The organism is Paenibacillus sp. J31P316 (assembly GCF_056269105.1).
In genome coordinates this window covers 18,731-43,313 of record NZ_JBWDNI010000017.1, presented here as the reverse complement: position 1 = coordinate 43,313, position 24,583 = coordinate 18,731, and the positions used below count along the sequence as shown (strand labels likewise).

The window sequence follows — 24,583 nt, the reverse complement described above, 5'->3', positions numbered from 1 at the left end:
TCTGAATTGTCCGGCCTAGATAAAGTTTGCCGCGCTGTCGTTACACAGAGGTGCCGAGAAGCGTCTTCTCGTACACGTTCACCCAGAAGCCGTCGATGACGGAAGCGCCGCGATGCGCATAACCGTTGTTCACGAACAGCTTCTTCGCGCCATGCTGATTGGTCAGCGCATCGAGATAGAGATGCCGGTAACCAAGCTCCGCGGCTCGATCCTCCAGCCTGGATAGGATGAGCTGTCCATAGCCGCGCTGCTGGAAATCGGGGTGCACGCGCAGACGTTTGATTTCGGCGGTATCGAAGTCCAGCTTCTTCAGTCCGCCCATGGCAACGACCATGCCGTTCTGGGCCGTGCCGACAAGGAACTCGCCACCGCTCGATAAATACTGTTCGTCGATGTGGAAAATATCATGGTAATGCTGGTGCGTCGGCTCAACGCCGGCGGCGGAAATAACAAGAAGGTGCAGTCTCCAGATATCGTCGTGGTCTGCGGTGGAATAGCGGCGGATTTTCAGCATCGCGCTCTCTCCTCTTCTATGTGTCATGAAGAAAATATATATTATGTAATATAATCTAACATATACAATGGAAAGAGGGAATGGTTTTTCCGATCAAATCAGAGCGGAGTTTGGTTTTTCTACATTATTGCGGAAGGTTTATGTGAGGCTTGTCCTTTTCGCTCGCGGCTATTGAACGAAGGCTGTTTTTGCCCAATAATGAAGGTATAAGCGTCTCAAGGCCACGGACTGCAGGCGGCTCGACGGGCGCGGCGAAGGAGTTGAGCGGACATGAAAATTGTTGTGGTTTCCGATACGCATATGTCGCGCATGGCTAAGAAGCTGCCGGACCGGCTAATTCGAGAACTGGTGGACGCGGATGCCATTCTGCATGCGGGCGACTGGATGACGATGGCGGTATGGGATATGCTGCGCGCTTATGCGGAGACGTATGGCGTAGCGGGCAATAATGACGGCTCGGACATCGAGACGAAGTTCGGCGAGCGCAAAATCGTTACGCTCGGCGGCGTGCGCATCGGTATCGTGCACGGCCATGTCGGGCCGGGGAAACGCGAGGATACCGAGACCAACGCTTTCAAATCGTTCCCTCGCGGCAGCGTCGACGTGATCGTCTTCGGGCATTCGCATGTGCCGTTGAAGCGCGAACGGGACGGAGTGCTGATGTTCAACCCGGGGTCGGCGGCGGATAAGCGCAGGCAGCCTCAATATTCCTTCGGACTATTCACGATAACAGGAGGCCGGCTGGTTCAAGCGGAACACATCTACTATGACGATAAAAGCTGAAGCAAGCATCAATCTGCGCAACGTCGGGATCTTCGCCCATGTCGATGCGGGCAAGACGACGACGACGGAGCAGATGTTATATCAAAGCGGGCATATCCGTTCCCTCGGCAGCGTGGATGCGGGGACGGCGCAGACGGATTGGATGGACGTGGAGCGGGAGCGGGGCATCTCGGTCCGCGCGGCGGTGACGCGTTTTGCTTGGAAGGGGACGGCGATCAATCTGGTGGACACGCCGGGGCACGTCGATTTCCTCTCCGAGGTGGAGCGCTCGCTGAGGGTGATGGACGGCGCGGTACTCATCGTGTCGGCGGTGGAAGGCGTGCAGGCGCAGACAGAGATTATTTGGCAGGCGCTGCGCGAGCTTGGCATTCCGACGATCATTTACGTGAACAAAATGGACCGGATCGGCGCGGATGCGCCGCGGGTGCTCGCTGACCTGCGGCGTCTGCTGTCGCCGGGCGCGGTGCCGATTGCGGCGCCGATCGGAGCGGAGGCTGATTTTGCCGGCTCGGCGGATCTGTTGGACGGTCAGGCGCTGGCGGCCAATCCATGGGCGGATTCGTACCGGCAAGAGCTGCTGGAGGCAGCGGCGGAGCAGGATGAAGCGCTGCTTGAGGCGTATTTGGAGGGCCGATCGCTGGACGGTCAGAGTGTAGCGGAGGCGCTTGTGGAAGGCACGCATCGTTCAACCTTGTTTCCGGTACTGTTCGGCGCCTCGAACCGCGGCATTGGCGTAAAAGAGCTGCTGGATGCGGTGCTGACCTATATGCCTGCTCCGGCGGGGGTGGAATCCGATCCGGTCGCGGGCGTGATTTTCAAGATGGAGCGAGATCCCGTCATGGGCAAAATCGCTTACGTGCGCCTCTACCAAGGCACGATTCGCAACCGTGACATCGTACACAACCATACGCGGGACATGCAGGATAAAGCAACGCAGATCCGCCGGGTTCATGGGCAGAAGTCGGAGGATATCGGCGTGCTTGCGGCAGGCGACATTGCTGCCGTCTACGGACTTAGCTGCGCGCGTATCGGCGATGTGCTTGGTACGCCGGAGGGCGTGCCGGGCGAGAAAAGGCTCGCGGTTCCCCTGCTCACGGTACAGGTGCAGTGGGGCAGCGAAGGAGAATATCCCGCGGTCGTCGCTGCGTTCCAAGAGCTGGCCGACGAGGATCCGCTGCTGGACTTGCAGTGGCTGCAGGATGAGCGCGAGCTTCATCTCAAGGTCATGGGGCCGATTCAAATGGAGGTGCTGACCTCTATCCTGCTAAGCCGGTTCAAGCTGGCGGTTAGCTTCGGCGCGCCGTCTGTCATTTATAAGGAGACGCCGGCTATGGCGGGCGAAGGGTTCGTCGCGTACTTGGCGCCGAAGCCGTGCTGGGCGATTCTGCGGTTCGTCATCGAGCCGGGAGAGCGGGGCAGCGGTCTCGTGTACAAGTCCCTCGTGCGAGGCGAGCGTCTATTGGACAGCTACCAGAACGAGGTAGAGCGGCGCGTTCCGGAAGCGCTGCAGCAGGGGCTGCGGAACTGGGAGGTGACGGACCTGTCCGTCACGCTCGTCGAAGGCGAGCATCATGTCTGGCACACCCACCCGCTCGACTTCGTCATCGCGACGCCGATGGGTATCATGAACGGGCTGGCCAATGTCGGCACGAAGCTGCTGGAGCCGATGCTGCGCTTCCGCATGTCGGTGCCCGAGGAATACGGCGGCAAGCTGATGAACGAGCTCGTCGTCATGCGCGGCGAATTCGAGGCGCCGGTGCTGCGTCAGGAGCGGATGGAGCTGGAAGGGCTGCTGCCGGTCGCGACGACGCTCGATTTCCCGGCGCGTCTCGGCGCCATGACGAAGGGACGCGGCACGCTCACGACGTACTTCGCCGGCTACCGCGAATGTCCGCCCGACGTGGAGGTGTCGCGCCAGCGGCGGGGCGTCAATCCGTTGGAAGAGGCGAAGTATATTCTCTCCATGCGCAATGCGTTGAGCGGGTAGGTTGAGCGTAGCGTGGAAGCGGCATTTCCTGAAGCTAAGCGAAGGCCGCGGAATACGAGCCGGGATCGTTGCGGCAGAACGGGAACGGCGGCGGCCGGAGGGCTGCCGCGTTATGCAGAAAAGCCATCGGCTTGGCCGATGGCTTTTTGACTGTCGAGCAAGCTGCCGAGCAGCAGCTTTCGAAGCGCCGAGCGGCGGGGATACGCCTGAAAGCTGCAGAATAGCAGCTTTCCATGCGTCAGACAGGCGGAACACATCTAAAAGCTGCGGAATAGCAGCTTTCGAAGCGCCAAATGGCCGGAACACACCTAAAAGCTGCAGATTAGCAGTTTTCGAAGCGCCGAGCTTCCGGAACACGCTTAAAAGCTGCAGATTAGCAGCTTTCGAAGCACCGAGCTTCCGGAACACGCCTAAAAGCTGCAGATTAGCAGTTTTCGAAGCGCCGAGCTTCCGGAACACGCTTAAAAGCTGCAGAATAGCAGCTTTCGAAGCACGGGACGGCCGGAACACGCCACAAAGCTGCGGAATAGCAGCTTTCGAAGCACCAAGCCGCCGGAACACGCTTAAAAGCTGCAGATTAGCAGTTTTCGAAGCACGGGACGGCCGGAACACGCTTAAAAGCTGCAGAATAGCAGCTTTCGAAGCGCCAAGCCGCCGGAACACGCTTAAAAGCTGCGGAATAGCAGCTTTCGAAGCACCAAACGGCCGCAAAACACCGAAAAGCTGCCATGTGGCAGCTTTTCGTTTTTCTATACGGCGGCCTTTAGGCCGAGATGGCCTGCCACCTCACCCGTTACCCTTTCACCCCGGTACTCACAATCCCCTCGATAAAATAGCGCTGCGTGAAGATGAACAGCACGAGCAGCGGCAGCACCATGATGGTCGTACTGGCCATCATCAGATTCCATTGCGTTTGGTTCTCGTCACGGAACACCGTCAAGGCGAGCTGCACCGTCTTCATGTGCTCCGAACTGGTAATAATGAGCGGCCACGTGTATTCGTTCCAGGATGCCACGGCTTTGAGCGCGATGAGCGTAGCGAACACCGGCTTGCTGAGCGGCACGTAGATTTTGAAGAATGCGCGGATTCGCCCCATCCCGTCGATCTTCGCCGCATCATCCAGCTCCCTCGGGATCTGCAGGAAGAACTGCCGGAACAAGAAGACGCCGAACGAGCCGGCCACATAAGGCGCGATCAACCCGTTGTAGGAGTCGATCCAGCCGAGACCGCCGTCCCCGAGCCAATTGTTGCCCCCGGCGAAAGGGACATGCTTCAGGATCAGAAACACGGGAATCATCGTGACCTGCGGCGGAATCATCAGACCGACGAGCGAGATGAAAAACAAGAGATCGCGGCCCTTGAAATTCAGTTTCGCGAACGCGTAACCGGCGAACGAATTAATGAGCAGACTGAGCACGACGGTGACGACCGTCACGTACGTCGTGTTGAAATAATACCTCCCCCAGTCGCCCTGCGAGAAAGCTTCCTTATAATTCGACCACTGCCATTTGTCCGGAATCCACACGAAGTGCGGCGCGAAAATCTCATCCATCGTCTTAAGCGACGTCAGGATCATCATCAGAAACGGAACCAGCATGGCGAGCGAGAGGAGTGCCATGACGACCGACACGGGAATAACCACCGATTTTTTGACCATTACGCCATCCCCCTATGATTCATGGCTGCGGCTGCCATACCAGAAGTTAGCCGCCGTGAGGAGCGCGACGAGGAACAGCAGGACGATGGACATCGCTGCCGCATAACCGATCAGGAATTCCTGGAACGCCCGGTTGTAAATCTGGTGGACCAGCGTCGTCGTCGAATTGAGCGGGCCGCCGCCCGTCATGATTTGAATTTGCTCGAACACGTTGAAGTTGTTGATCAGGCCGGTAACGATCAGGAAAAAGGTAACCGGCATCAGCTGAGGAATCGTGATCTTCAGATATTGCCGGAATCCGCCTGCGCCATCGACCGCCGCCGCCTCGTATAAATCGCGGGATATGCCCTGCAATCCTGCGAGAAAGATGACGACGTTATACCCGAGAAATTTCCAAAAGCTCGTAAAAACAACTGCCGGCATCGCCCATTTCGTATCCTGCAGCCACTGGACATTATGAAGGCCGAAAGAATCGAGCAGCGTGTTGGCGATGCCGTGGCTCGGCTCGTAGATCCACAGCCATATCATCGACGCGGCCACCATCGAGATGACGTACGGCGAGAAGAAGCTCATGCGCACCCATTTAATGCCGCCCCATTTATAGTTGAGGAACACGGCGAAGATCTGTCCGAACACGACGGTCAAGAAAAGCGTGAAGAAGGCGTAGATCGCCGTATTTTTCATGGCGATGCCGAAAAAACGGTCGTAGAAGAGCGCTTTGTAGTTATTGAATCCTACCCCGTGCATCGTATCCAAATTGTAATTGGTAAAGCTGAGAAACAGATTGTACCCGATCGGCACCAGCACGAATACGATCAGAAACAAATAAAACGGCAATATAAGCAGGTATCCGATCGGATCGGCATCGAGCCTGCGCTTCCGTCTGCGAACGACGGTGTCGGCCTCTGCCGGCCGTACGGCAGGGATGTCGATGTCGGCTGCGCGTTCCATACGATCTCCTCCTTGGTCTGTCGTAGGCAAAAAATGCCGGGACAGGCGCCTGTTGCAAGGCTCCCGTCCCCGCTGGACTGGAACAACCGATTTGATTATTTGATCGTCTTCAATTCCTGAACCAGCGCATCCTGGGCGTCTTGCAGCGCCTTCGCGGCCGGTTTGGCCTTGGTTACCGTTTCTTCGTAAGCCTGGTGGATATATTTGTTGTACCGGGTCGTGAACGGCGTAACAGGCTTTCCTTTGCCGTTCTTGACGTAATCGATAAGTACGCTGTTTATCGCGGGATTATCGGAAATAAACTGATCTTCCAGCGACTTGCGCACGATCGGAATTTGCAGCTCTTTATACCGCTTCCACATTTGGTCTTTGCTCATCATGAAATTAATGAATGCCCAGGATTCGTCCTTGAGCTTGCTGGTGCTGCCGATCGTGAACAAGCGGTATCCGGTAAAGGCAACGCGGTTCTTCCGCTCCAGCACGGGACCGAAGCCGATTTTGTCTTTGAGTTCGGGTTTGTCTTTCAGCAGATTGCTGATGACCGCCGGCGTCAGGTAGGAGATCGCCGCTTTGCCGCTCACGAACGGTACCGTGTCCTTCTTCTGATAATCGTACGGAATGGCGCCCAATTGGTACAAATCCGTCAGGTATTCGAAGGCTTCCGTCGATGCCTGGTCCGCGAAGGCCGGCACGCCTTTCTCCTCGTCAATGATGGGGGAGCCGTTCTGACGCATGAACGATTCGAAGAACGAGCTTGCGTTGTTCAGCGGAACGTCGACGCCGGCGCGGACAGTGTTGCCTTTGTCGTCCTTCACGGTCAGCTTCTCGGCGTCCGATTTCAATTCCTCCCAAGTGGTGGGCGGCTTCTCCGGATCAAGACCGGCCTCGGTGAAGAAATCCTTCCGGTACGTCATGATTTCCGGAGCCGGGAAGTAGCCGACGCCGATCGATTTGCCTTGATATTTGCCAAGGTTCAGCGCGCTCTCCTGGATATCGCTCTTATCTTCCCATTTGTCCAGGTAACCGCCCAGATCCGCAAATTCGTTCAGCGCGCCGCGCGTGCCCATGAAGATGAGATAAGCGGAGAACACGTCCGGATAAGTGCCGCTGAGCTTCGCGGCATTCAGCTTCGCGTCGATTTCGTCCGCCCCGGAGGGCAGTACCGTCACCTTCACCTTAATGTGGGACTGCGAGGCTTCGAATTCCTTCGCCGCGTTGATGAAATAGTCTTCCAGCACTTGGCTCTCGCCGGGGAACCAGAAGTCGATCGTGACCGGCTTCTCGGAAGGTTCGTTCTTGGCAGCGCCCGCGTCTGCATTGGTGTCTGCGTCCGACTTATCGCCTGCGTTGGCGGCGTTGGTCGAGCTTCCGTTTGTTTTTGCGTTTCCGTTCGAGCTATCGTTCGCATTACCGTTCGAGCCGCATGCGCCGAGCAGGCTGGCTAACAGGGTCAGCGAAATGGCGCTGCCCAGCCAAGTTTTCGTTTTCATGGATATGGTCATCTCCCGATCATGAGTTGGATGGTTTACTTCTGGATAAAATGCGCTCCGCCCGAGATGTCCTCGCCGCGCGCCTTGGAATAGATCTCCAAAATCTTCTCCCGAGGAACGACGCCGGCTCTTGCTGCCCATTGTTCGTACAAGCTGCCGAGCTCTTTTACCTTATCCGGGTAGGCTGCCGCCAGATTGTTCAGCTCCGTGCGATCGACCTCGATATCGTACAGCTCCCATGCTTCCGGATAATTCCGCACGAGCTTCCACTGGCCGATTCGAACGGCGCTGTTGCCTTCGTGCTCCCAGAACAGCGGTCCTCTGTTGCGGTCGTCGGACTCCGCCTTGAAGAGCGGGGCAAGGCTCTCGCCTTCGAACGGAAGAATGTCGCGTCCTTGATACGTCCGCGGGTACGATGCGCCGGTAACTTCGAGCACGGTTGCCATAATGTCCGTCAGCTGGCCCGGGGAATGACGAATGCCGCCTTGCTCCCCGATGCCCGCCGGCCAGTGCGCGATGAGGGGCGTGGAAATGCCGCCTTCATGCACCCAGTGCTTATATAGTCGGAACGGTGTATTCGATAAGTTCGCCCAAGCGACGCCGTAGCTCTGATAGGTGCGCTGCGCGCCAGGCAGTTCGCTCGGATTATTGCCGTACACGATAGGGCTGCCGTCCTTTGCCCGCTCCAGCAAGCTTCTGCGCTTCTTCAAGAAGCTCGTGAAGGGTTCGTCAAGCTCTTCCGCGCAGCCGCCATTGTCCGCAAGGAACAAGATCAAGGTATTATCCAGCTGACCGGTGCGCTCAAGCTCCTGCAAAATGCGCCCGATCCCCTGATCCATCCGGTCGATCTGCGCCGCATAAACCTCCATCCGCCGCAGCCGCCACTCCTTCTCCTCTGCGTCTTCCCAGGCCGGTTGGGACGGATCGCGTTCCGACAGCGCAAGGGAAGGATCCAGGAGTCCCTGCTCGACCAGGCGCTGCAGCCGCTTCTCGCGAAGAACATCCCAGCCTTCGTCGAATCGGCCTTTGTATTTCGCGATATCTTCCTCGGGCGCATGCAGCGGCCAGTGCGGAGCCGTGTAGGCGACGTATTGGAAGAACGGCTTACCCTCATTAGCCGCGACATGATCGCGGATATTGCGGACCGCGTCGTCGCTGATTGCATCCGTCAAATAAAAGTCGTCCGCCAGTGCCTCATGCTCCGCGTTGTCGTTATCGCGCGTCAGCGTGACCGGCTGGTAATAATCCGCCGCTCCGGTAATGATGCCGTAATAGCGGTCGAAGCCGCGTTGTCTCGGCCATGTGTCGTTCGGGTTGAAAATATCCGTGGCGACATGCCACTTGCCGCTCATGTAAGTACGGTAGTCTTGCGCCTTCAGCACTTCGGCAATCGTCACGCAGCGCTGATTGAGGTTGCCGGCGTACCCTTCGGGGCCGTCGTCATCGACCAGGATGCCGACGCCCGTCTGATGCGGATGCAATCCGGTCAAGAGCGATGCGCGCGTAGGGCTGCAGCGGGCCGTGTTATAGAATTGCGAGAATCGCAGTCCGTTCGCTGCCAGCCGGTCCAGATTAGGCGTGTCTACTTCTCCGCCATAGCTGCTGATGTCCGAGTATCCCATGTCGTCGTTCAAAATCAAAAGCACGTTCGGTCGTTGACTCACGTGTTAACTCCCCCTCTAAATAAATAAAAAAGAGGTTCCCGGGGCATGGCATGGGTGGCATGCGATGCAATGGGAACCTCCAGATATCCGGTCGGTTGGTCGAGCTATGGAATGACGCTTAATGAATACCTAGTAATTCAATGTGAATTTATGTGTTTACTATATCCTTCCAGTAATGCTCCGTCAACCAATTTTTTGGGATTTTGCATAAATAGTTTGTTTTTACAGGGCGCTTCCGGTTCGAGGGATAAGAGATCAACAAAAAGAGACAGCATCCGGATGAATTCCGAGGCTGTCTCTTTGTGCCTTAGCAAGGCTATTGCTTCACGATCTTGCTGGGATTGTTGATCTTGTACGGGACGGGATGCTTGGTCAGTTTCTTGGCGACGATCTTCGCTTCGAACGTGATTGCGTCTCCGACTTCCAGCTCCAGTTTCTTGAGCGTGTTGCTGTGGCTGGACCAAGCGTCGCCGAGCTCGAGCTCCGGCTCGACGATCGTCACGTTCTCATAGACGATGACCTCGTCGTCCTCGTCGGCGAAGTGGTTCGGCACGGTCGTGAATTCCTTGACCACGGCGGACAACTTGATTTTCTCCTCGGGAAGCTGAGGCTTGGCCGATTTCTTCTTGGCCGGCTTCTCTTTCGCGGCCTTCTCCGGCTGATCTTCCGTTTGAGGCTTGTCCGTCGCAGGCGGTTGAATGACGGCGGCTGGCGCCTTTTCTGGCATGTTCGCTTTAGGAGAATCGGCTGCTTCGTCCGCCAAAGCTTCTTTCACCTCGGCTGCTTCCGCAAGCGCCGTCTCTTCCGACGTCTCGGACGTCTCGGTTTCCGCCGACTCGGCCGCTTCCGAGGCGCGCTGTCTCTGCCCGTACGTGGAAGCCTGCATTTCCTTGAGCAGCGAAGGGTGGATCAGATGCCGCTGTTTGTTCTCGAATTCAATGACGGCCGTCATAAAATCGACGAAGCCGACGATGGCGCAGGGCAGGGTGCTGCCGCCCCGCTTGTAGACGAATGCTTTCGACTTGACCGCTTTGTCGGACAGCAGGCCCCACTCCTTGCATTGCCCGATCAACGCATCCTCGTCCTCGAACGCGCTGAACCCGCCCGGCTCGATCGTAAACGTATGTTCCATCCGATACCAGCCTTTCTGATTTCCTTGTCGTTAGCCTCAGTTTATCATGTTTTGACGAGATTGCGAACGGAGGGAGAAGGAGCGTCGGCATGGGGCGGCAAACGCCGGAGGAAGTTCGGACGATCGGTTAACAAGCCAGGTGCCAACCCATGCTTGGCCGTCCGTTACTTATAAAAGCCCTGCTCCTCCGCGTAGCGGCCCCAGTGCGGGCGCCGGCCGTCGACGTCTTCGATGCCGTATTCGTCGGAGAGTCCCCATGAGGTGAGGATTCGTCCGGATTTGTTCATAACGTCCGGATCGGCGGCCAGCGCGGCTATCCCGCGCCCGACGAAGTACGGCGTCTCGGACTGCAGGAAATGCGGGTCCGCGGCCACGCCATCGCGCCAGTTCGCCTCGGATACGCCGAAGTGGTCCAGCATCTCCTCGGAGCGGAGAAACCCCGGCGTCACGGCAACGGCGGCCACGCCGTGCGGCTTCAGTTCCGCGGCTTGGGCTTCGGCCAAGTGGATCACGGAGGTCTTGGCCAGGCTGTAAGGCAGGTTGCCGCGATACCGGTAATCGAAGCCGTCCGTGATCTCCAGAATCAATCCCGACCCGCGCTTCGCCATCAGCGGCGCTCCGTAATAGCTCGTAATCATGTGAGAGTGCACGGCCCGCCGCTGCATGAGCAACGCTTTGTCCAGCGAGCCTTCCCAGAAAGGCTTGCCCCACTCGGTCAGCGATTCGCCGCCCCAGATGTCGTTCACGAGGATATCGAGCCGTCCGTTCCGTTCTTCCGCGATTCGACGGAAGAGCGCCTGCACTTCCTCCGGCTCGGTATGGTCGACGCGAACCGCGATGCCAAGGCCGCCCTGCCGCTCGATGAGCTCCGCCGTTTCCTCGATCGTTTCCTTGCGTCCGATATCCGACGGATTTCCGCGCACGCTGCGACCGGTCGCGTACACGGTTGCCCCGGCGGCGGCCAGGCAGACGGCGATGGCGCGTCCCGCGCCCCTCGTCGCTCCCGCCACGACGGCGATCTTACCGTCTAATGGTTTCATGAGAATGCCTCCTTCGATACGTTGAATAAGGACGTAAGCTCGGATTCGAGCCTATGGTTCACCGGGGTCTGTGCGCGGTGTCACAAGCATTCCCGAGCGGCTCGATCACGGCTTCACATACTGCTTCGGCGTGGCGCCGTACGTTCGTTTGAACATGCGGATGAAGTAACTCGTTTCCATGCCAAGCTGCTGCGCGACCTTCTCGACCGCAATGCCGGGGTGATCGCCCATGAGCTGCACCGAGCGCCGCATGCGTAATTGAAGCAGGTACTGCTGCGGCGTCATGCCGTAACCGGCCACGAACAAGCGGTGAAAATGCTGCACGGAGTAGCCGACGGCCCGGGCGATGTTAGCGATCAGCAGCCGTTCATTATAATGGTCGTGCATGAGTTTGACGGCGGCCTGCAGTGCGGCATTGGACTGCGGGAACGGATAGACGCCGCCTTGCTCTTGACGCGCCGGCGCTTGTCCTTCAAGCAGCGTAAGCAAGATGTCGTACAGCCGTTTGGACGCCTCCCAGTACGCATGCTCCCCGTTCAAGCTGATGAGATGCCACAGCGCCGAGAGCTGCTCCCAAAGGGTGTCGAAGTTAGGCGCTTTGACGGCGGTCAGCGTAAGTCCGCCCATCTGCTCCAGCAGCGAGGGGGCAAGATGGCCTTCGAAGGCGATGAAGCCCAGATCCCATGCTTCGTCATCCGCATTCGCCGGCGCATAGTCATGCGGCACCCCCGCCGGCAAAATGAGCGCCATTCCCGGGGTCATGGACAGGCTGTGCCCTCCGGCGAGCCGGAACGTGCCTCTTCCCCGGCGGCACAGAAACAGCTGATGCGCCGGGTAGCCGCCTTGGCGCTGCAGCTGCTTCTGCTCATGGCTGCCGATGCAGCAGACGTAGAGCGGCAGTTCCTTTTCCCGGTTGGCGAATTCGGCTAGCAGAAAGGGCATCATGTCGACGATCAGCTCCATGTTCGGATTGTACGATTATTGGCGGCGAATCTTCTACAAGTATACGCCAGGCTTGCACTAAGATAAAAGCAGATGAGCGAATATGACGATGCGACGAGGAGCGAAATGAACATGAAGAAATGGCGCAAGCTCTCCCCGGTCAGCGACAAGCTGCCCGTACTAATGCACGGAGCCGACTATAACCCCGACCAATGGCTGCATGACCCGGACGTGCTGAAGGAGGATATCCGGTTGATGAAGCTGGCCGGCTGCAACGTGATGGCGGTCGGTATTTTCTCATGGGCGGCCTTGGAGCCCGCGGAAGGCGTATTCGAATTCGGCTGGCTGGACGGCGTGTTGGATACGTTCGCGGAGAACGGCATCTACGCGTGGCTTGCGACGCCGAGCGGCGCGCGTCCGGCCTGGATGTCCGAGAAATATCCCGAGGTGCTGCGCACGGAAGCGAACCGCGTCCGCAATCTGCACGGCATCCGGCATAATCACTGTTATTCGTCGCCGGTGTACCGCGAGAAGACGGCCATCATCAACGGCTTGTTGGCGGAGCGTTACGCGCAGCATCCTGCGGTCGTCGGCTGGCATATCTCCAACGAGTATCTTGGCGAATGCCACTGTGGCTATTGCCAGGCCGCGTTCCGCGAGTGGCTGCAGGCCAAGTACGCGACGCTGGAGGCGCTTAATTTCTCTTGGTGGACGTCATTCTGGGCGCATACCTTCACGGACTGGTCGCAGATCGAATCTCCGGCGCCGCACGGCGAATACGCCGTTCACGGGCATAATCTCGATTGGCGGCGGTTCGTTACGGATCGCACGATCGATTTCTGCAAGCACGAGATCGAGGCGGTCCGTTCGGCGAACCCCGCGCTGCCGGTCACGACCAACATGCATATGATCGAGTCGCTCGATTACCGCAAGCTGGCGCGCGAGCTCGACGTCATCTCGTGGGATGCGTATCCGACCTGGCACGAGGCAAAAGACGACAGCGGCATCGCATCTTCCTTCGCGTTCTATCACGACCTGTATCGCTCGATGAAGCAGAAGCCGTTCCTGCTGATGGAGAGCGTGCCGAGCGCGACCAACTGGCAGGCGGTCAGCAAGCTGAAGCGTCCCGGCATGCACCGGCTTTCCTCCTTGCAGGCCGTGGCGCACGGCTCGGATTCGGTGCAGTATTTCCAATGGCGCAAAAGCCGCGGAGCAAGCGAGAAGTTCCATGGCGCGGTCGTCGACCATGCGGGGCATGAGCATACCCGCGTCTTCGAGGACGTAGCCGCTCTTGGCCGGACGCTGGCCGCGGTATCGGAGATCACGGGAACGCCGACGCCGGCGGAAACCGCGATCCTCTTCGACTGGGACAACCGCTGGGCGGTGAAGGACGCCGGGGGACCGCGCAATACCGGCATCCATTACGAAGAGACCGTCATGGCGCATCATCGCGCGTTCTGGGAGCTTGGCGTGCCGACGGACATCGTCGGCTCGGAGGAGGATTGGGCCGGCTATCGGCTGATCGTGGCGCCGATGCTGTACCTGTGCCGGGAGGAGACCGGCCGCAAGCTGGAGCGGTTCGTCGAGAGCGGAGGGACGCTCGTGACCACGTACTGGTCCGGCATCGTGGATGAACGGGATCTCGTCCATCTGGGCGGATGGCCGGGACCGCTGCGCAAGACGCTTGGCATCTGGGCGGAAGAGATCGACGGCTTGTACGATGGCGATCGCAACGGCATCGAGCTTGCCGCGGGCAATCCGCTCGGCATCGAAGGCCGCTTCGAGTCTCATGAGCTGTGCGAGCTGATTCATGCGGAGAGCGCGGAGGTGCTCGGCGTGTATACGGACGACTTCTACGCGGGCCGGCCGGCGCTTACGGTCAATCGGCTGGGACAGGGTCGCGCGTACCATATGGCGACGCGTTTGAAGGGCGATTTTCTGAACGCGTTCTATGCGCGCGTTATCGAGGAAGCCGGCGTGCCGCGGACGCTGCCGGCCGACCTGCCGAACGGCGTTACCGCGCAGGTCAGAACGGACGGCGAGTCGGAGTACGTCTTCCTGATGAATTTTAGCGGCGAGGCGCAGCAAATCGAGCTGGATGCGCGCGGGTACGTAGATTTAGAGACGGACGAGCAAGTCGAAGGCAGCGCGGCGCTGCCGGTCTACGGCGTGCGGATCTTGAAGCGGCGGGCGTAGATCCCCGAAGCTCCTAGGCACCGAAAAGCCCCCTGCTATCGCTAACCAGCGGAAGCAGGGGGCTTTGTTTGAGTTGCTGGCGCCTAACGCGATGCGCGATTAAGAAAGCAATCGCGTTTCTCGGCGACGAGCGCTGATTAGTATCCGCGCTGATACTGACGCGGAATAAAATCGGAGGCTCCGTTGCCGGTGTTGGAACCGGCAATGGTTTGGACGGCGTGCAAGGCCCAGTACGGGTCGCGCAGCATGCCGCGGCCGATGGCGACCAAATCCACGTCGCCATTAGCCAGCGTTGCCTCGGCGAGCGCCGGGTCTTCGAGCATGCCGACGGCGATGACGGGCACGCCCAGCGCGGTTTTCAGCTCGCGCGCGAGCGGCACCTGGTAGCCGGGGTGGAAGCTCGGCTTCCGGCTGCCCATCGGCGCTTCGCCGCCGCTGGAGACGTGGAACAGATCGACGCCGGCATCCCGGTATCGGCGGAACACTTCGATGACCTCGGCGAGCTCGTAGCCGCCGTCGGCGTATTCCGTTGCGGATACGCGGATAATAAGCGGCATATCCGGCGGCATTACGCTTCGAACCGCTTGGATGACCTGCTCGCCGAATAAGGCGCGGTCCTGCCCGTATTCGTCCGTCCGGTCATTAATGAGCGGCGAGTGGAACTGATGGATCAGATAGCCGTGCGCGCCGTGCAGCTCGATCGTGTCGACGCCGGCTTCGACGGCGCGGCGCGCGGCGTCCTTGAATTTGCCGACCATGCCGACGACTTCTTCGGTGCTCAGCGCGCGAGGCTTGCGGTAGGCGTCGCTGAATGCTTTGTCCGACGGCCCGACCGGCTGGGGAATATGCTCGGCTTTGCGTCCGGCATGGGCGATCTGGATTCCGATCTTCGCGCCGTGTTTATGCACCTCCGAGATGATGCGCCGATATGCCGGGATATGCGCATCCGACCATAGGCCAAGGCAGTGATCGGTAATGCGGCCGTCCGGCTCGATGTCCGTCATTTCCATGATGATCAGGCCGGTTCCGCCGATGGCGCGGGACACATAATGGACGTAATGCCATTCGTTCGGAATTCCGTCCTTCGCGTCGACGGCATATTGGCACATCGGCGCCATTACGGTCCGGTTGCGCAGCGACAAGCTTTTCAGCTCGTAGGGGCTGGAAATAAGGTTTTGGGTCAAGCGGGATCCACTCCTTCTCGCGATACGGATACAATCTTCCGTTCATTATAATCTAGTAACTTACTTATTTAAAGTAAATTCACAGGATTGACCTCCTTACCCGAGAAAACGGTGGTTGAAAACTGTTATAATAGGATGATTGGTTTGCGTTCACCGACGGATGTCGGGGTGTGCAGCATTCATCCGGCTTCCTCGAGCAGAACGGACATGCAGCCGTGGTCAACGGAAGCAAAATTAGTTAGCGGGCAGGGATCGCAAATGACACCACATCCATCGACGGCCGTCGGCCAGCAGGAGCTGCTGGAAGAAGCCGGTCGTTTTATCGAACAATACGGAGCGGAGCTCGGCCTGTCGCGGCAGGAGACCGAGGCTAGATTGTCGCAGATCGCAGGCGAGCTGGCGCAGTCCGGAACCTATACGCATACGAGCGGAGAGCTGGCGTACGGCGCGAAGCTGGCATGGCGCAACAGCAACCGCTGCATCGGGCGGCTGTTCTGGGATTCGCTGATCGTTCAGGACGCGCGCGCGGCGAAGACGGAAGACGAGATCGCGGACGCGGTCTTTCGACATATCGAATATGCTACGAACGGCGGCAAAATATTGCCCACGATTACGATTTTCGCTCCATCGGCGGATGCGGACCGGCCGCAAATCCGGATTTGGAACGAGCAGCTCGTTCGGTATGCGGGGTATGCGCGGGCAGACGGGTCCGTGATCGGGGATCCGATCTCGGCGGAGCTGACGCGGCTGTGCGAAGAGCTCGGCTGGCGCGGAAAAGGAACGCATTTCGACGTGCTGCCGCTTGTCGTTCAGATCGAAGGACGCGAGCCGCGCTGGTTCGACTTGCCGGACGGTCTCGTGCTGGAGGTGCCGCTCGTTCATCCGGATCTTTCGTCCTTCGGGCAGCTGGAGCTGAAATGGTACGCCGTGCCTTTCGTCTCCAACATGCGGCTGGAAATCGGCGGGCTGCACTATACGGCGGCGCCCTTCAACGGCTGGTACATGGGAACGGAGATCGGCGCGCGCAATCTGGCGGACGCCGCCCGTTACGATATGCTGCCCAAGCTGGCTGCTTTGATGGGGCTGGATACGGCCAGGGAAGCTACGCTGTGGCGGGACCGGGCGCTTGTGGAGCTGAATGTGGCGGTGCTGCATTCGTTCAAGTCGAAGGGCGTGACCATTGTCGACCATCACACGGCGAGCAAGCAGTTTGCCTTGTTCGCGGAGAAGGAGCGGCAGAACGGCCGCACGCCGACGGGACGGTGGTCGTGGCTCATTCCGCCGCTGTCTCCGGCAACGACGGGCATCTTCCATACGCGCTTCGACGACACGGAGAAGAAACCGAATTATTTTTATCAGCAGGCGCTGCCCCGCATGGACCGGAAGGGCGAGAACTCGCTATGAAATCGGACCTGAATCGAAACTGAATGGATAGCCGCTGGGCCTTGCGCCTGGCGGTTTTTATTTGTCCATCGATCGATGGCTGGACGGCTTCAAGGTGACGAATCCGCGGTGCTTCCGCTGCCGGCGCGTTCAACGTCCTTCGGGCAGCCGTTAGCCCGAGCAGGAGCGCAACGGACAAGACGTACAAGAGACGTATGCCGAACAGCTCGCTGTCGCTGCCAAGGAAGAAGCCGTGCAGAAGCGCAAGCAGGTAGACGGGGTAGGAGAGCAGATGGAATAGCAGCCAGACAGGGCGTTTCAGCTTGTTGCGCAAATCCGTCGTGAGGATGACCAGCAGCATGCCGTAGCCGCTGAGCGAACCCAAGCCGCTCCATACGGGCGAATAATCGGAGCTGAACGGAACTAGCAAGTCGACCCAGGAGTAAGGCACGTACGTATCGATAACCGTAAATGCGCCATGAAGCAGACCGATGGCCGTGCCGGCAATCGTGCAGAAGGAATGGAACCGGTATAAGCGGCGTTTGGAGCCGCGCGGCCAAAAGGCGAAGTTGTACGAGATGCCGATGGCCATGCCGAGCGTCAACAGACAGAACGAGGCGATGCCGGCGACGCGAATAATAACCCAAGTGGGCAGCTGCAGCAGCAGATCGATCATATGGCTTCCTCCAATCCGTTAATTGATCGCCAAGTCAAAGTGATGAACCGGCCGTGATCAGGCGCGTTACGGGAACCCCCCGCCATTTCGCGCCGAGCGAAGCGGCTGCGCCATAATAGAGGATCTCTTTGTCGCGGCCGAACAGCAGCGCTTCAATGGGAGGTTTCGCGCGGGCAAGCAGAGCGATGCCGGCGTCGCTGCCGAGAATGCACAGCGTCTTGGCCCACACCTCGCAGGCGACGGGATCGCTGCCGCTGACGGTACATTGGACGATGTCGCTCTCCGCGGGACGCAGCGTGACAGGATCAATCAAATGATGCATCGATCCGGCAGCGGTCTCCCAGCGGCGTCCGAGCGCGCTTGACGTGGCAGCTGCACCTTCGCCCAGTACGAGGATGCCAATGTGGGCGCCCTCCGCCTCTGGCCACGGATGCTCAATGCAGATTCGCCAAGGATACTCTTCGGCCGGACCATCTGCATCCGGGCCGGCGCTCCAGACCGCGAGATCGCCGCCGGCATTGACGAGTCCGCTCGGCACGCGGTGTTTCCGGCGAAGCCAAGCGGCTAAGCGTCTGACGGCCCAGCCCTTTACGATACCGCCAAGGTCGATCGACGTGCCTGCGGGTAGTTTGACGGACTTCATAGAGGGATCAATCGTGAGCGAGTGAGCGTGCGTGCTTAATCTGTTGGTTTGCGGAGCGGACAGCGTTATCAAAGAGTTTGTTGAAGAGTTTGTTAATGAGTGCGTAGTTTCGATATCCGGCGTGTTCAGCCGCTCGAACGACCTATCGTAGCCGCAGCGCTCGAGAGCGTCCAGAATGAACGGATTGAAAGCACCGTCCGTTTGCCGGCGGTACGCTTCCGTGAGCTGAAGTACCTCGAGCATGGCAGAAGAAATGAGACACGCTGCGCCAGCGAGGCGGTTGAGATAGGCAAGCTCGCTGGTCGGAAGGAAACGGCTGAACCGTTCCTCCGCATAACGGAACCAGGAGGTTGCAGCCTGCCGCAACCGTTCGGCCTGCTCCTCGCTCTCGTAGGCCAGGGCGCAGGAGATGGATGTATTCATAGCGCGGAATTCAAACGCGAAAAGCCGTTCAGATGCTTCGTGATCCATACGATGCAAGCAAAGCAACTCCTATCCGCCGCAGAGAGAACGGCATGTTACGATCGGCCTGTACGGGTGTCGAACCCGCCGTTTTCTTGCTGCTGCCCGTCGTCGCGACCGCCGTGCCTGGTGAAGGACCGGTTCTCCGTGCGGTTCGTGTCCTGAAACGCATCACCGGGCTCCTGATCCTGCCATTCCTGCATGATGTCATCCCCATCGTCGGCGCGAAGGTCGCTGAAGTCGGGCGGGTTTTTGGAAGCCGCGGTTATATCGACCTGGTTTTGATACTGGGGACTGGACTTGATGAGCTGAAAAACGAGCACGAGCAAGACCGTGCACACTGCGCCGACCTTCCATTTTAGCCATTTTGCCGCTTTCATTAGGACCAGCCTCCTTTAAGGACGAATAATCTGGGTAAACTAGAGTATAACGGTTATGCATGAAGAGCGTTTGAAGCGGAAACGACGCACGCTAAATATTTCCCAGTGCGGCCCGTTTGGGAACATTCGGTACATGGGACCCCCGTGAATGTGGTACGATAGGAAATGCCGGTTGATGAGACGGGATGTTTCAAGGGGTTCGAATATAAAATGAGGTGGAAGAATTGGCAAGTTTTGAACAGTTAGGCATCGCCAAGGAACGGGCGCAATCCCTTCGCAACGAAGGCATTACGGAAGCGACGCCGATCCAAGAGGGCGCGATACCGGTCATTATGCAGGGCAGCGACGTGATCTGCCAGGCGCAGACGGGAACGGGCAAGACGCTTGCTTTCCTGCTGCCGATGCTCGAGAAGACGCGGGCGGAACGGGAAGACGTGCAGGGATTGATCTTGACACCGACGCGGGAGTTGGCGCTGCAAATTACGACGGAGCTCAAAAATCGGCTCGCGTCCAAAGACGAATTCAGCGTGCTCGCGGTGTACGGCGGCCAGGACGTGGAATCGCAGCTGCGTAAGCTGAAACGGGGCGTGCATCTCGTCGTGGCGACGCCGGGACGGCTGCTCGACCATATCCGCAGAGGCACGATCAAGCTTGGCGCGGTTAAAATGCTCGTCTTGGACGAAGCGGACCAAATGCTGCACATGGGCTTCCTGACCGAGGTCGAGGAAATTCTGACGCAAATGCCGTATCGGAAGCAGACGATGCTGTTCTCGGCGACGATGCCTGCCGGCGTGCGTTCGCTCGCGGCACGTTTCATGATCGAGCCGAAGGATATCACGGTGCGCGCGCCGCAGGTGACGGTGAAGGCCATTCGCCAGCTGACGGTCGGCGTGGACGCGAAGGGCAAGGAAGAGCAGTTGAAGCGCCTGCTGGGCGAACATAACCCGTATTTGGGCCTTATTTTCTGCCGGACGAAGAAACGCGCGAGCGCGCTGAACGATTATTTGCAGGAAAACGGCTTTAACAGCGACGAGCTGCACGGCGATCTGTCGCAGGCGAAGCGGGAGCAGGTCATGAAGAAGTTCCGCGATGCGAAGATTCATCTGCTGGTCGCTACCGATGTGGCGGCGCGCGGTCTCGACGTGGAAGGCGTCACGCATGTCTTCAACTATGACATTCCCGAGAACGCGGAGAGCTACATTCACCGGATCGGCCGGACAGGCCGCGCGGGAGAGAACGGGCTCGCGATCACGCTGGTCTCGCCGCATGACCGGCTGGAGCTGGCTGCCATCGAGAAAGGCATCCAGATGTCGATTCCGCGCGAAGGCCTCGCGATAGGCGCGCCTGCACGCGCGCCACGCGCACGCGAAGACCGGTCGCGCGACGGCGCTTCGGACGGCCGCGGCGGCTTTGGCCGTCGCGGCGCATCCGCAGGTGGCGCTTCGGGCGGACGCAGCGGACAAACCGGCCGCGGCGGGCGTTCCGCCGCAGGCGGCAGAGGCGGCGCTTACGCGGGCGCAGCCAAACGCGGCTCCGGCAAGGACGAGACGCCGCAATGGGGCGCTAGCCGCGGAGACGCGCCGCGCGGCGGACGCACGCGCTACAGCACGCCGGCGGGCGAAGCTGCCGGCGAGCAAAGCAATCGCGGCGGCGGCGAGTCCCGCGGCCGCGGCGCATCGGCGCCGCGCGGAGGCGGAGCGTTCCGCTCGGCGGAGCCAGGCGCGCGCAGCGGAGGCGGCGAGTTCCGCGGCCGCGGAGCAGCAGCCCCGCGCGGAGGCGGAGCGTTCCGCTCGGCGGAGCCAGGCGCGCGCAGCGGAGGCGGCGAGTCCCGCGACCGAGGCGCAGCAGCACCGCGCGGAGGCGGAGCGTTCCGCTCGGCGGAGTCAGGCGCGCGCAGCGGAGGCGGCGAGTCCCGCGGCCGCTCGGGCGGCCCGGCATTCCCGGGCAGCGGCGACAAAGGCCGCGGCCGCGCGTCATCCGCTGGACGCGGTTCGTCCGGCGGCGCCAAGGGCGGCCGCCCGGGCGGCAAGCAGGGCGGCGGAGGCCGTCCGCAGCGCAGCCGCTCACGGTAAGAATTTGTACAGGCAAGGCAGCAGCGTACGTACTGATGCCTTGCCTTTTCTTATTTTGAAAGGATGGAAGCGCGAATGGGGAGCAGTCAGGAATTAGTGCCGGGCAGCAATGGGATCAAGCTGGTGATGCCGGCAGCGGAGCATCGGGAGGCCTATATGGCGTTCTATGACGAATGGATTGCCAGCGGCGAAGATATCGTTCCTTGGGTCGTCGGCATGGACCCGTCCGATTTTCCGGCCTATGTCCGGTTCTTGCGGGAAGCCGAGACGGCGGCGCCGGAGGGCTGGGTCACTCACACGACCTGCTGGTTCAAGGACGAAGCCGGCGTTATCGTCGGTGCGGCCAATATCCGGCACGAGCTGAACCGGAAGCTGGAGGAGAGCGGGGGACATATCGGATACGGCGTCGCTCCCACCCAGCGGCGAAAGGGTTATGCGAAGTCCATTCTGGCGCAGTCGCTGCTGCTGACGGACCGGCTCGGCATTCGTGAAGTGCTGGTTGTATGCGATCGCGATAACATCGGCTCCGAACGAACGATTGTCGGCAATGGCGGGCAGTTCCACTCCGAATTTACGGAAGCGAACGGCAATGTTGTCAAGCGGTTCTGGATTCGCCGGGAAGCGTAGCGGCGGAAATGCCGTACAGATTTCAGTCTTCTTATCGGGGGGTCTCGTTAGCAGGCAATCCCGTTGCCGGGCAAGTCTGTCGACTTCGTACCGATTCAGCAGCTATTCCATCTAAACAAAGGAGCGAGTGCAATGGCCCAACTTATCCCGTACATCTACAGCGAAGAAGCCCGCAAGCAGGCAGCCTTCTATGCAGGCGCGCTTGGCGGGGAAATCGTCAGCATGCAAACCTTCGGCGACCTGCCGGACAGCGGCCCGGATGAGAAGGAGCGTGTCATGCACTTGATCTTGAAGGCAGCAGGATTGACCTTCTATATGGCGGATGCCGGGCCCGTCGAGCGCGGCAGCGGAATGGATCTGACGCTGGAATACGACTCTGCGGACGAGGCTGGGGAAGTCTTCGCCAAGCTGGCTGCCGGAGGTCAGGTACTTATGCCCTTCGTCAAAATGTTCTGGGGCAGCATGTTCGGCCGGCTCGTCGATCCGTTCGGCGTTCACTGGCAAGTGGCCGCGAGATTGGACAGCCACTAACAATCGCACGCTCCGCACGAAGAAGCGGCAGCCTGGACGTTGCCGTCCGGACTGCCGCTTATTGGCATGCCGTTATTTTACGAGATATTTGATGACAGGATACGAAACAAGATTTCGATCCCGATACGCGGCAGCGATGGCCTCCGGCTGCGAGCTCAATAGGCCGTTTTGCAGCATGACGGGCGTAAATCCGCGTTCGACCGCCCCGTTATACGTGAACAACACGCAATGCTCCGCCGCATATCCTGCGAGGACGACGAGTTCCACGCCTTGATCCGACAGCGTCTGTTCAAGCGCGGTCTTCCAAAACGAGTTCGAATGCTCTTTCGTCACGATCAGATCGTTGTCGCTCATGTGAACTTCCGGAATGGTAGCGTACGCTTCCTTATTCGCTTCGCTCATGCCTTCGATATCCTGAATGTGGATCACCGTATGGCCGTTCGAGCGGGTCAAGTCCGACACGTAGTTGATGTATTCGCATGCCCGGTTCACGATCTTCTGGTCAATGTTCTCTAAGTGCGCGGCTTGCATATCGATGACTATAAATGCCATTTTCATTTTGGTCTGCTCCCTCGCATATGCATTTTAAACTGATTCTCTCACGTATAGCGCTTCCCGTCCATTCCGCCTCAATCCACGTCCGCGATCTTCCAAACCCCGTTCTCTTGCGCGAGTACGATTCCCGCACTGCCCTCATTGCTGCCGCCTTGATCAAACAGATACCCGAACGTCACGTTCGCGAGCAGCGCGCCGCCGGGACGATCCTGAAAGGTCGCGGAGCGGATGCCTGTTATGAGCCGCTTCCCGATCGCATTGAAGGGAGGAGCCGGCTTGCTGTCCTTGGCGAACAGCTTCTCAAGCGCCGAGCCGTCGCGGCCGTTGAGGGCAGTCACGTAGCTGTTAATGATCCGTACGGCTGCCAGCTTCGTCGCATCGCTTACATAATCACGCTCTTTCAAAAGCTGCGGCTGGAACGTCAGCAGCGCACCTTGCACGCTTTGCGTCCATGCCAGTTGAAAACCGAACGCCTGCGCGGTTGCGCGCAGCGGCAGATAGATGCTGCCCTTCACAACCGCCGGCCTCGCGTTCGGGCCGATAAGCTGCTTGCCGTTGACCCAGAGAGATAGCGCATTACCGGTTCCGAGGCTGACGGCTGGCGCCTTCGGCAAGGAGGAAATCATGGCGGCTTTATGCGCGGCATCCCAAGCGACCTTCCAGCCGAAAGCTTCGGCCAGCGCGCGCATCGGCAGCAGCATGCCCCCGTTCGAGAGAATCGGCTTCAGGGCCGGGTCGAAGACGTTCACGCCGTTGATCGCGAGCTGCGCGGTGACGGGAGGCGCAATCGTGATGCCGTGCATGGTTGTGCCTGCGCCGGTTGCTACATCGAGGTCGTATTTTCCCGGGAGGACGGGCTTGATGGTACCGTCGCTCGCTTCGCCATAGGCAGGCATGGCGAACGAGAAATCGTACCGCGCCTCCTCGATTGGCGCGGCATAGACGAGCAACGCTTGCTTGGACGGGAAAAGGATGCCCTTCGAATTGACGAAGCTGCTGAAGATGCCCGAGGGCTCGACGAATACGCGAACCAGTCCCTGCTGCGATTGGCCGTCGTTGCCCGAGACACGGACCGCCTGCCCGATAGCGGGCGTTCGGGTGCTGACCTCCGCCGACGGCGACAGCGCCAGGAGCGTATACAGCTCTCCCGCAGCCTTCGCATCCTTGGCGATATAGGTGTTCTCGCCGACCGAGATCAGGACGTTCTGATTGTCCTTGAACGTGAAATTGACGACGGAGCCGTCCGTCAATACGACGTCGATGTTGGTGGAGAAGAAATGATCTTCGCCGACCAACACCTCCGCCGTCGGTTTGACATTGCCTAGCAGGCGGTTCACGATTGCGGCCGTCTTGGCAATGCCGGCCTTGTCCGCTTCGCGCGAGGCGAACAGCGGGACGTAGAGCATGTCCGCATGCTGCATTTGCATCTTGGCGATTGCTTCCGCGTCGATCGCCGGGAGACTTTGCGTTGCCGCGGAATCGCTCTCCGCGGCTGCCACGCGCGCGGTCCCGGCAGCACCGGCACCGTCAGAAATTCCGATTGCCAGCAGCGCGGCCAGAACGACGGTAGACATACGTTTCTTTGTCATCGGTCAACCTCCTTCTGAATAGGAAAAGATTACCTATTAGACTGTCGGTGCTCTAAAAAAGTTACAGATGCCGCGCATGAGAACCGGCTATTTGCATGACTTGTTTTATTGGTGCTTGCCAAGGT

Annotated in this window: 20 protein-coding genes and 1 pseudogene; 7 read left to right on the top strand and 14 right to left on the bottom strand. The window is 59.4% G+C overall.

Features of this window, described 5'->3' with window-relative positions; all coding sequences use genetic code 11:
* Nucleotides 1-40 precede the first annotated feature (40 nt).
* The gene (locus AC0YNU_RS27855; protein WP_475762398.1) at nt 41-514 is read right to left on the bottom strand and encodes a GNAT family N-acetyltransferase; all 474 of its coding nucleotides are present in this window, start codon (nt 512-514) and stop codon (nt 41-43) included.
* 270 nt (nt 515-784) lie between these two features.
* Here AC0YNU_RS27855 and AC0YNU_RS27850 point away from each other — a divergent pair, with 270 nt between their 5' ends.
* Entirely contained in the window at nt 785-1,297 is a 513-nt protein-coding gene (locus AC0YNU_RS27850; RefSeq protein ID WP_475762396.1) for a metallophosphoesterase family protein, read from the top strand.
* Nucleotides 1,281-3,284: a GTP-binding protein gene (locus tag AC0YNU_RS27845; protein WP_475762394.1), complete on the top strand. Its 2,004-nt coding sequence runs from the start codon at nt 1,281-1,283 to the stop codon at nt 3,282-3,284. Before AC0YNU_RS27850 ends, AC0YNU_RS27845 begins: the two co-directional genes overlap by 17 nt.
* A gap of 793 nt (nt 3,285-4,077) precedes the next feature.
* Here AC0YNU_RS27845 and AC0YNU_RS27840 read toward each other — a convergent pair.
* The 7 genes from AC0YNU_RS27840 to AC0YNU_RS27810 form a co-directional block, all read right to left on the bottom strand.
* Complete coding sequence (locus AC0YNU_RS27840) at nt 4,078-4,941, bottom strand: carbohydrate ABC transporter permease (protein ID WP_475762392.1); 864 nt, start codon at nt 4,939-4,941, stop codon at nt 4,078-4,080.
* 12 nt (nt 4,942-4,953) lie between these two features.
* Complete coding sequence (locus AC0YNU_RS27835) at nt 4,954-5,892, bottom strand: carbohydrate ABC transporter permease (protein ID WP_475762389.1); 939 nt, start codon at nt 5,890-5,892, stop codon at nt 4,954-4,956.
* A 95-nt stretch (nt 5,893-5,987) separates the two neighbouring features.
* A complete protein-coding gene (locus tag AC0YNU_RS27830; protein WP_475762387.1) occupies nt 5,988-7,382 on the bottom strand; it encodes an ABC transporter substrate-binding protein in 1,395 nt (464 codons plus the stop codon).
* 35 nt (nt 7,383-7,417) lie between these two features.
* A complete protein-coding gene (locus AC0YNU_RS27825) occupies nt 7,418-9,046 on the bottom strand; it encodes an arylsulfatase (protein ID WP_475762385.1) in 1,629 nt (542 codons plus the stop codon).
* A gap of 316 nt (nt 9,047-9,362) precedes the next feature.
* A complete protein-coding gene (locus AC0YNU_RS27820) occupies nt 9,363-10,178 on the bottom strand; it encodes a hypothetical protein (protein ID WP_475762384.1) in 816 nt (271 codons plus the stop codon).
* 164 nt (nt 10,179-10,342) lie between these two features.
* Complete coding sequence (locus AC0YNU_RS27815) at nt 10,343-11,218, bottom strand: SDR family oxidoreductase (RefSeq protein WP_475762382.1); 876 nt, start codon at nt 11,216-11,218, stop codon at nt 10,343-10,345.
* A gap of 105 nt (nt 11,219-11,323) precedes the next feature.
* Nucleotides 11,324-12,163: an AraC family transcriptional regulator gene (locus AC0YNU_RS27810; protein ID WP_475762380.1), complete on the bottom strand. Its 840-nt coding sequence runs from the start codon at nt 12,161-12,163 to the stop codon at nt 11,324-11,326.
* A gap of 129 nt (nt 12,164-12,292) precedes the next feature.
* On the opposite strand from AC0YNU_RS27810, the gene AC0YNU_RS27805 reads away from it, so the two are divergent.
* On the top strand, nt 12,293-14,356 hold the full coding sequence (locus tag AC0YNU_RS27805) for a beta-galactosidase (RefSeq protein ID WP_475762378.1): 2,064 nt from the start codon (nt 12,293-12,295) through the stop codon (nt 14,354-14,356).
* Between the two features lie 137 nt (nt 14,357-14,493).
* Here the strand turns inward: AC0YNU_RS27805 and AC0YNU_RS27800 are convergent, their stop codons facing one another.
* Nucleotides 14,494-15,540, bottom strand: coding sequence for an NADH:flavin oxidoreductase/NADH oxidase (locus AC0YNU_RS27800; RefSeq protein WP_475762376.1), 1,047 nt, complete (start codon nt 15,538-15,540; stop codon nt 14,494-14,496).
* A gap of 258 nt (nt 15,541-15,798) precedes the next feature.
* Between AC0YNU_RS27800 and AC0YNU_RS27795 the strand changes: the two genes are divergently transcribed.
* Complete coding sequence (locus AC0YNU_RS27795; RefSeq protein WP_475762374.1) at nt 15,799-16,944, top strand: nitric oxide synthase oxygenase; 1,146 nt, start codon at nt 15,799-15,801, stop codon at nt 16,942-16,944.
* Nucleotides 16,945-17,197: 253 nt separating this feature from the next.
* On the opposite strand, the pseudogene AC0YNU_RS27790 reads toward AC0YNU_RS27795, so the two are convergent.
* The 3 genes and pseudogenes from AC0YNU_RS27790 to AC0YNU_RS27780 all read right to left on the bottom strand — a co-directional run.
* Nucleotides 17,198-17,599 (bottom strand): annotated as a pseudogene (locus AC0YNU_RS27790) (ferric reductase-like transmembrane domain-containing protein); the annotation flags it as partial.
* Nucleotides 17,600-17,633: 34 nt separating this feature from the next.
* Complete coding sequence (locus AC0YNU_RS27785) at nt 17,634-18,713, bottom strand: FAD:protein FMN transferase (protein ID WP_475762550.1); 1,080 nt, start codon at nt 18,711-18,713, stop codon at nt 17,634-17,636.
* 47 nt (nt 18,714-18,760) lie between these two features.
* Nucleotides 18,761-19,084 (bottom strand): hypothetical protein, encoded by a 324-nt coding sequence (locus AC0YNU_RS27780; RefSeq protein ID WP_475762373.1) that lies wholly within the window; start codon nt 19,082-19,084, stop codon nt 18,761-18,763.
* 215 nt (nt 19,085-19,299) lie between these two features.
* On the opposite strand from AC0YNU_RS27780, the gene AC0YNU_RS27775 reads away from it, so the two are divergent.
* The 3 genes from AC0YNU_RS27775 (at nt 19,300) to AC0YNU_RS27765 (ending at nt 22,314) form a co-directional block, all read left to right on the top strand.
* On the top strand, nt 19,300-21,156 hold the full coding sequence (locus tag AC0YNU_RS27775; RefSeq protein WP_475762371.1) for a DEAD/DEAH box helicase: 1,857 nt from the start codon (nt 19,300-19,302) through the stop codon (nt 21,154-21,156).
* Nucleotides 21,157-21,231: 75 nt separating this feature from the next.
* Entirely contained in the window at nt 21,232-21,783 is a 552-nt protein-coding gene (locus tag AC0YNU_RS27770; protein ID WP_475762369.1) for a GNAT family N-acetyltransferase, read from the top strand.
* A 132-nt stretch (nt 21,784-21,915) separates the two neighbouring features.
* A complete protein-coding gene (locus tag AC0YNU_RS27765; RefSeq protein ID WP_475762367.1) occupies nt 21,916-22,314 on the top strand; it encodes a VOC family protein in 399 nt (132 codons plus the stop codon).
* A 72-nt stretch (nt 22,315-22,386) separates the two neighbouring features.
* Here the strand turns inward: AC0YNU_RS27765 and AC0YNU_RS27760 are convergent, their stop codons facing one another.
* A complete protein-coding gene (locus tag AC0YNU_RS27760; RefSeq protein WP_475762365.1) occupies nt 22,387-22,872 on the bottom strand; it encodes a cysteine hydrolase family protein in 486 nt (161 codons plus the stop codon).
* Between the two features lie 71 nt (nt 22,873-22,943).
* Nucleotides 22,944-24,458, bottom strand: a complete 1,515-nt coding sequence (locus AC0YNU_RS27755; protein WP_475762363.1) for a stalk domain-containing protein — start codon at nt 24,456-24,458, stop codon at nt 22,944-22,946.
* Nucleotides 24,459-24,583: the final 125 nt, after the last annotated feature.

Bases quoted from the DNA above. Each gene is read 5' to 3' on its own strand.
- AC0YNU_RS27785 (WP_475762550.1), bottom strand. From the start codon at position 18,713: ATGGATCACGAAGCATCTGAACGGCTTTTCGCGTTTGAATTCCGCGCT.
- AC0YNU_RS27835 (WP_475762389.1), bottom strand. From the start codon at position 5,892: ATGGAACGCGCAGCCGACATCGACATCCCTGCCGTACGGCCGGCAGAG.
- AC0YNU_RS27765 (WP_475762367.1), top strand. From the start codon at position 21,916: ATGGCCCAACTTATCCCGTACATCTACAGCGAAGAAGCCCGCAAGCAG.
- AC0YNU_RS27770 (WP_475762369.1), top strand. From the start codon at position 21,232: ATGGGGAGCAGTCAGGAATTAGTGCCGGGCAGCAATGGGATCAAGCTG.
- AC0YNU_RS27810 (WP_475762380.1), bottom strand. From the start codon at position 12,163: ATGATGCCCTTTCTGCTAGCCGAATTCGCCAACCGGGAAAAGGAACTG.
- AC0YNU_RS27845 (WP_475762394.1), top strand. From the start codon at position 1,281: ATGACGATAAAAGCTGAAGCAAGCATCAATCTGCGCAACGTCGGGATC.
- AC0YNU_RS27850 (WP_475762396.1), top strand. From the start codon at position 785: ATGAAAATTGTTGTGGTTTCCGATACGCATATGTCGCGCATGGCTAAG.
- AC0YNU_RS27780 (WP_475762373.1), bottom strand. From the start codon at position 19,084: ATGAAAGCGGCAAAATGGCTAAAATGGAAGGTCGGCGCAGTGTGCACG.
- AC0YNU_RS27830 (WP_475762387.1), bottom strand. From the start codon at position 7,382: ATGAAAACGAAAACTTGGCTGGGCAGCGCCATTTCGCTGACCCTGTTA.
- AC0YNU_RS27755 (WP_475762363.1), bottom strand. From the start codon at position 24,458: ATGACAAAGAAACGTATGTCTACCGTCGTTCTGGCCGCGCTGCTGGCA.
- AC0YNU_RS27815 (WP_475762382.1), bottom strand. From the start codon at position 11,218: ATGAAACCATTAGACGGTAAGATCGCCGTCGTGGCGGGAGCGACGAGG.
- AC0YNU_RS27805 (WP_475762378.1), top strand. From the start codon at position 12,293: ATGAAGAAATGGCGCAAGCTCTCCCCGGTCAGCGACAAGCTGCCCGTA.
- AC0YNU_RS27760 (WP_475762365.1), bottom strand. From the start codon at position 22,872: ATGAAAATGGCATTTATAGTCATCGATATGCAAGCCGCGCACTTAGAG.
- AC0YNU_RS27840 (WP_475762392.1), bottom strand. From the start codon at position 4,941: ATGGTCAAAAAATCGGTGGTTATTCCCGTGTCGGTCGTCATGGCACTC.
- AC0YNU_RS27795 (WP_475762374.1), top strand. From the start codon at position 15,799: ATGACACCACATCCATCGACGGCCGTCGGCCAGCAGGAGCTGCTGGAA.
- AC0YNU_RS27855 (WP_475762398.1), bottom strand. From the start codon at position 514: ATGCTGAAAATCCGCCGCTATTCCACCGCAGACCACGACGATATCTGG.
- AC0YNU_RS27820 (WP_475762384.1), bottom strand. From the start codon at position 10,178: ATGGAACATACGTTTACGATCGAGCCGGGCGGGTTCAGCGCGTTCGAG.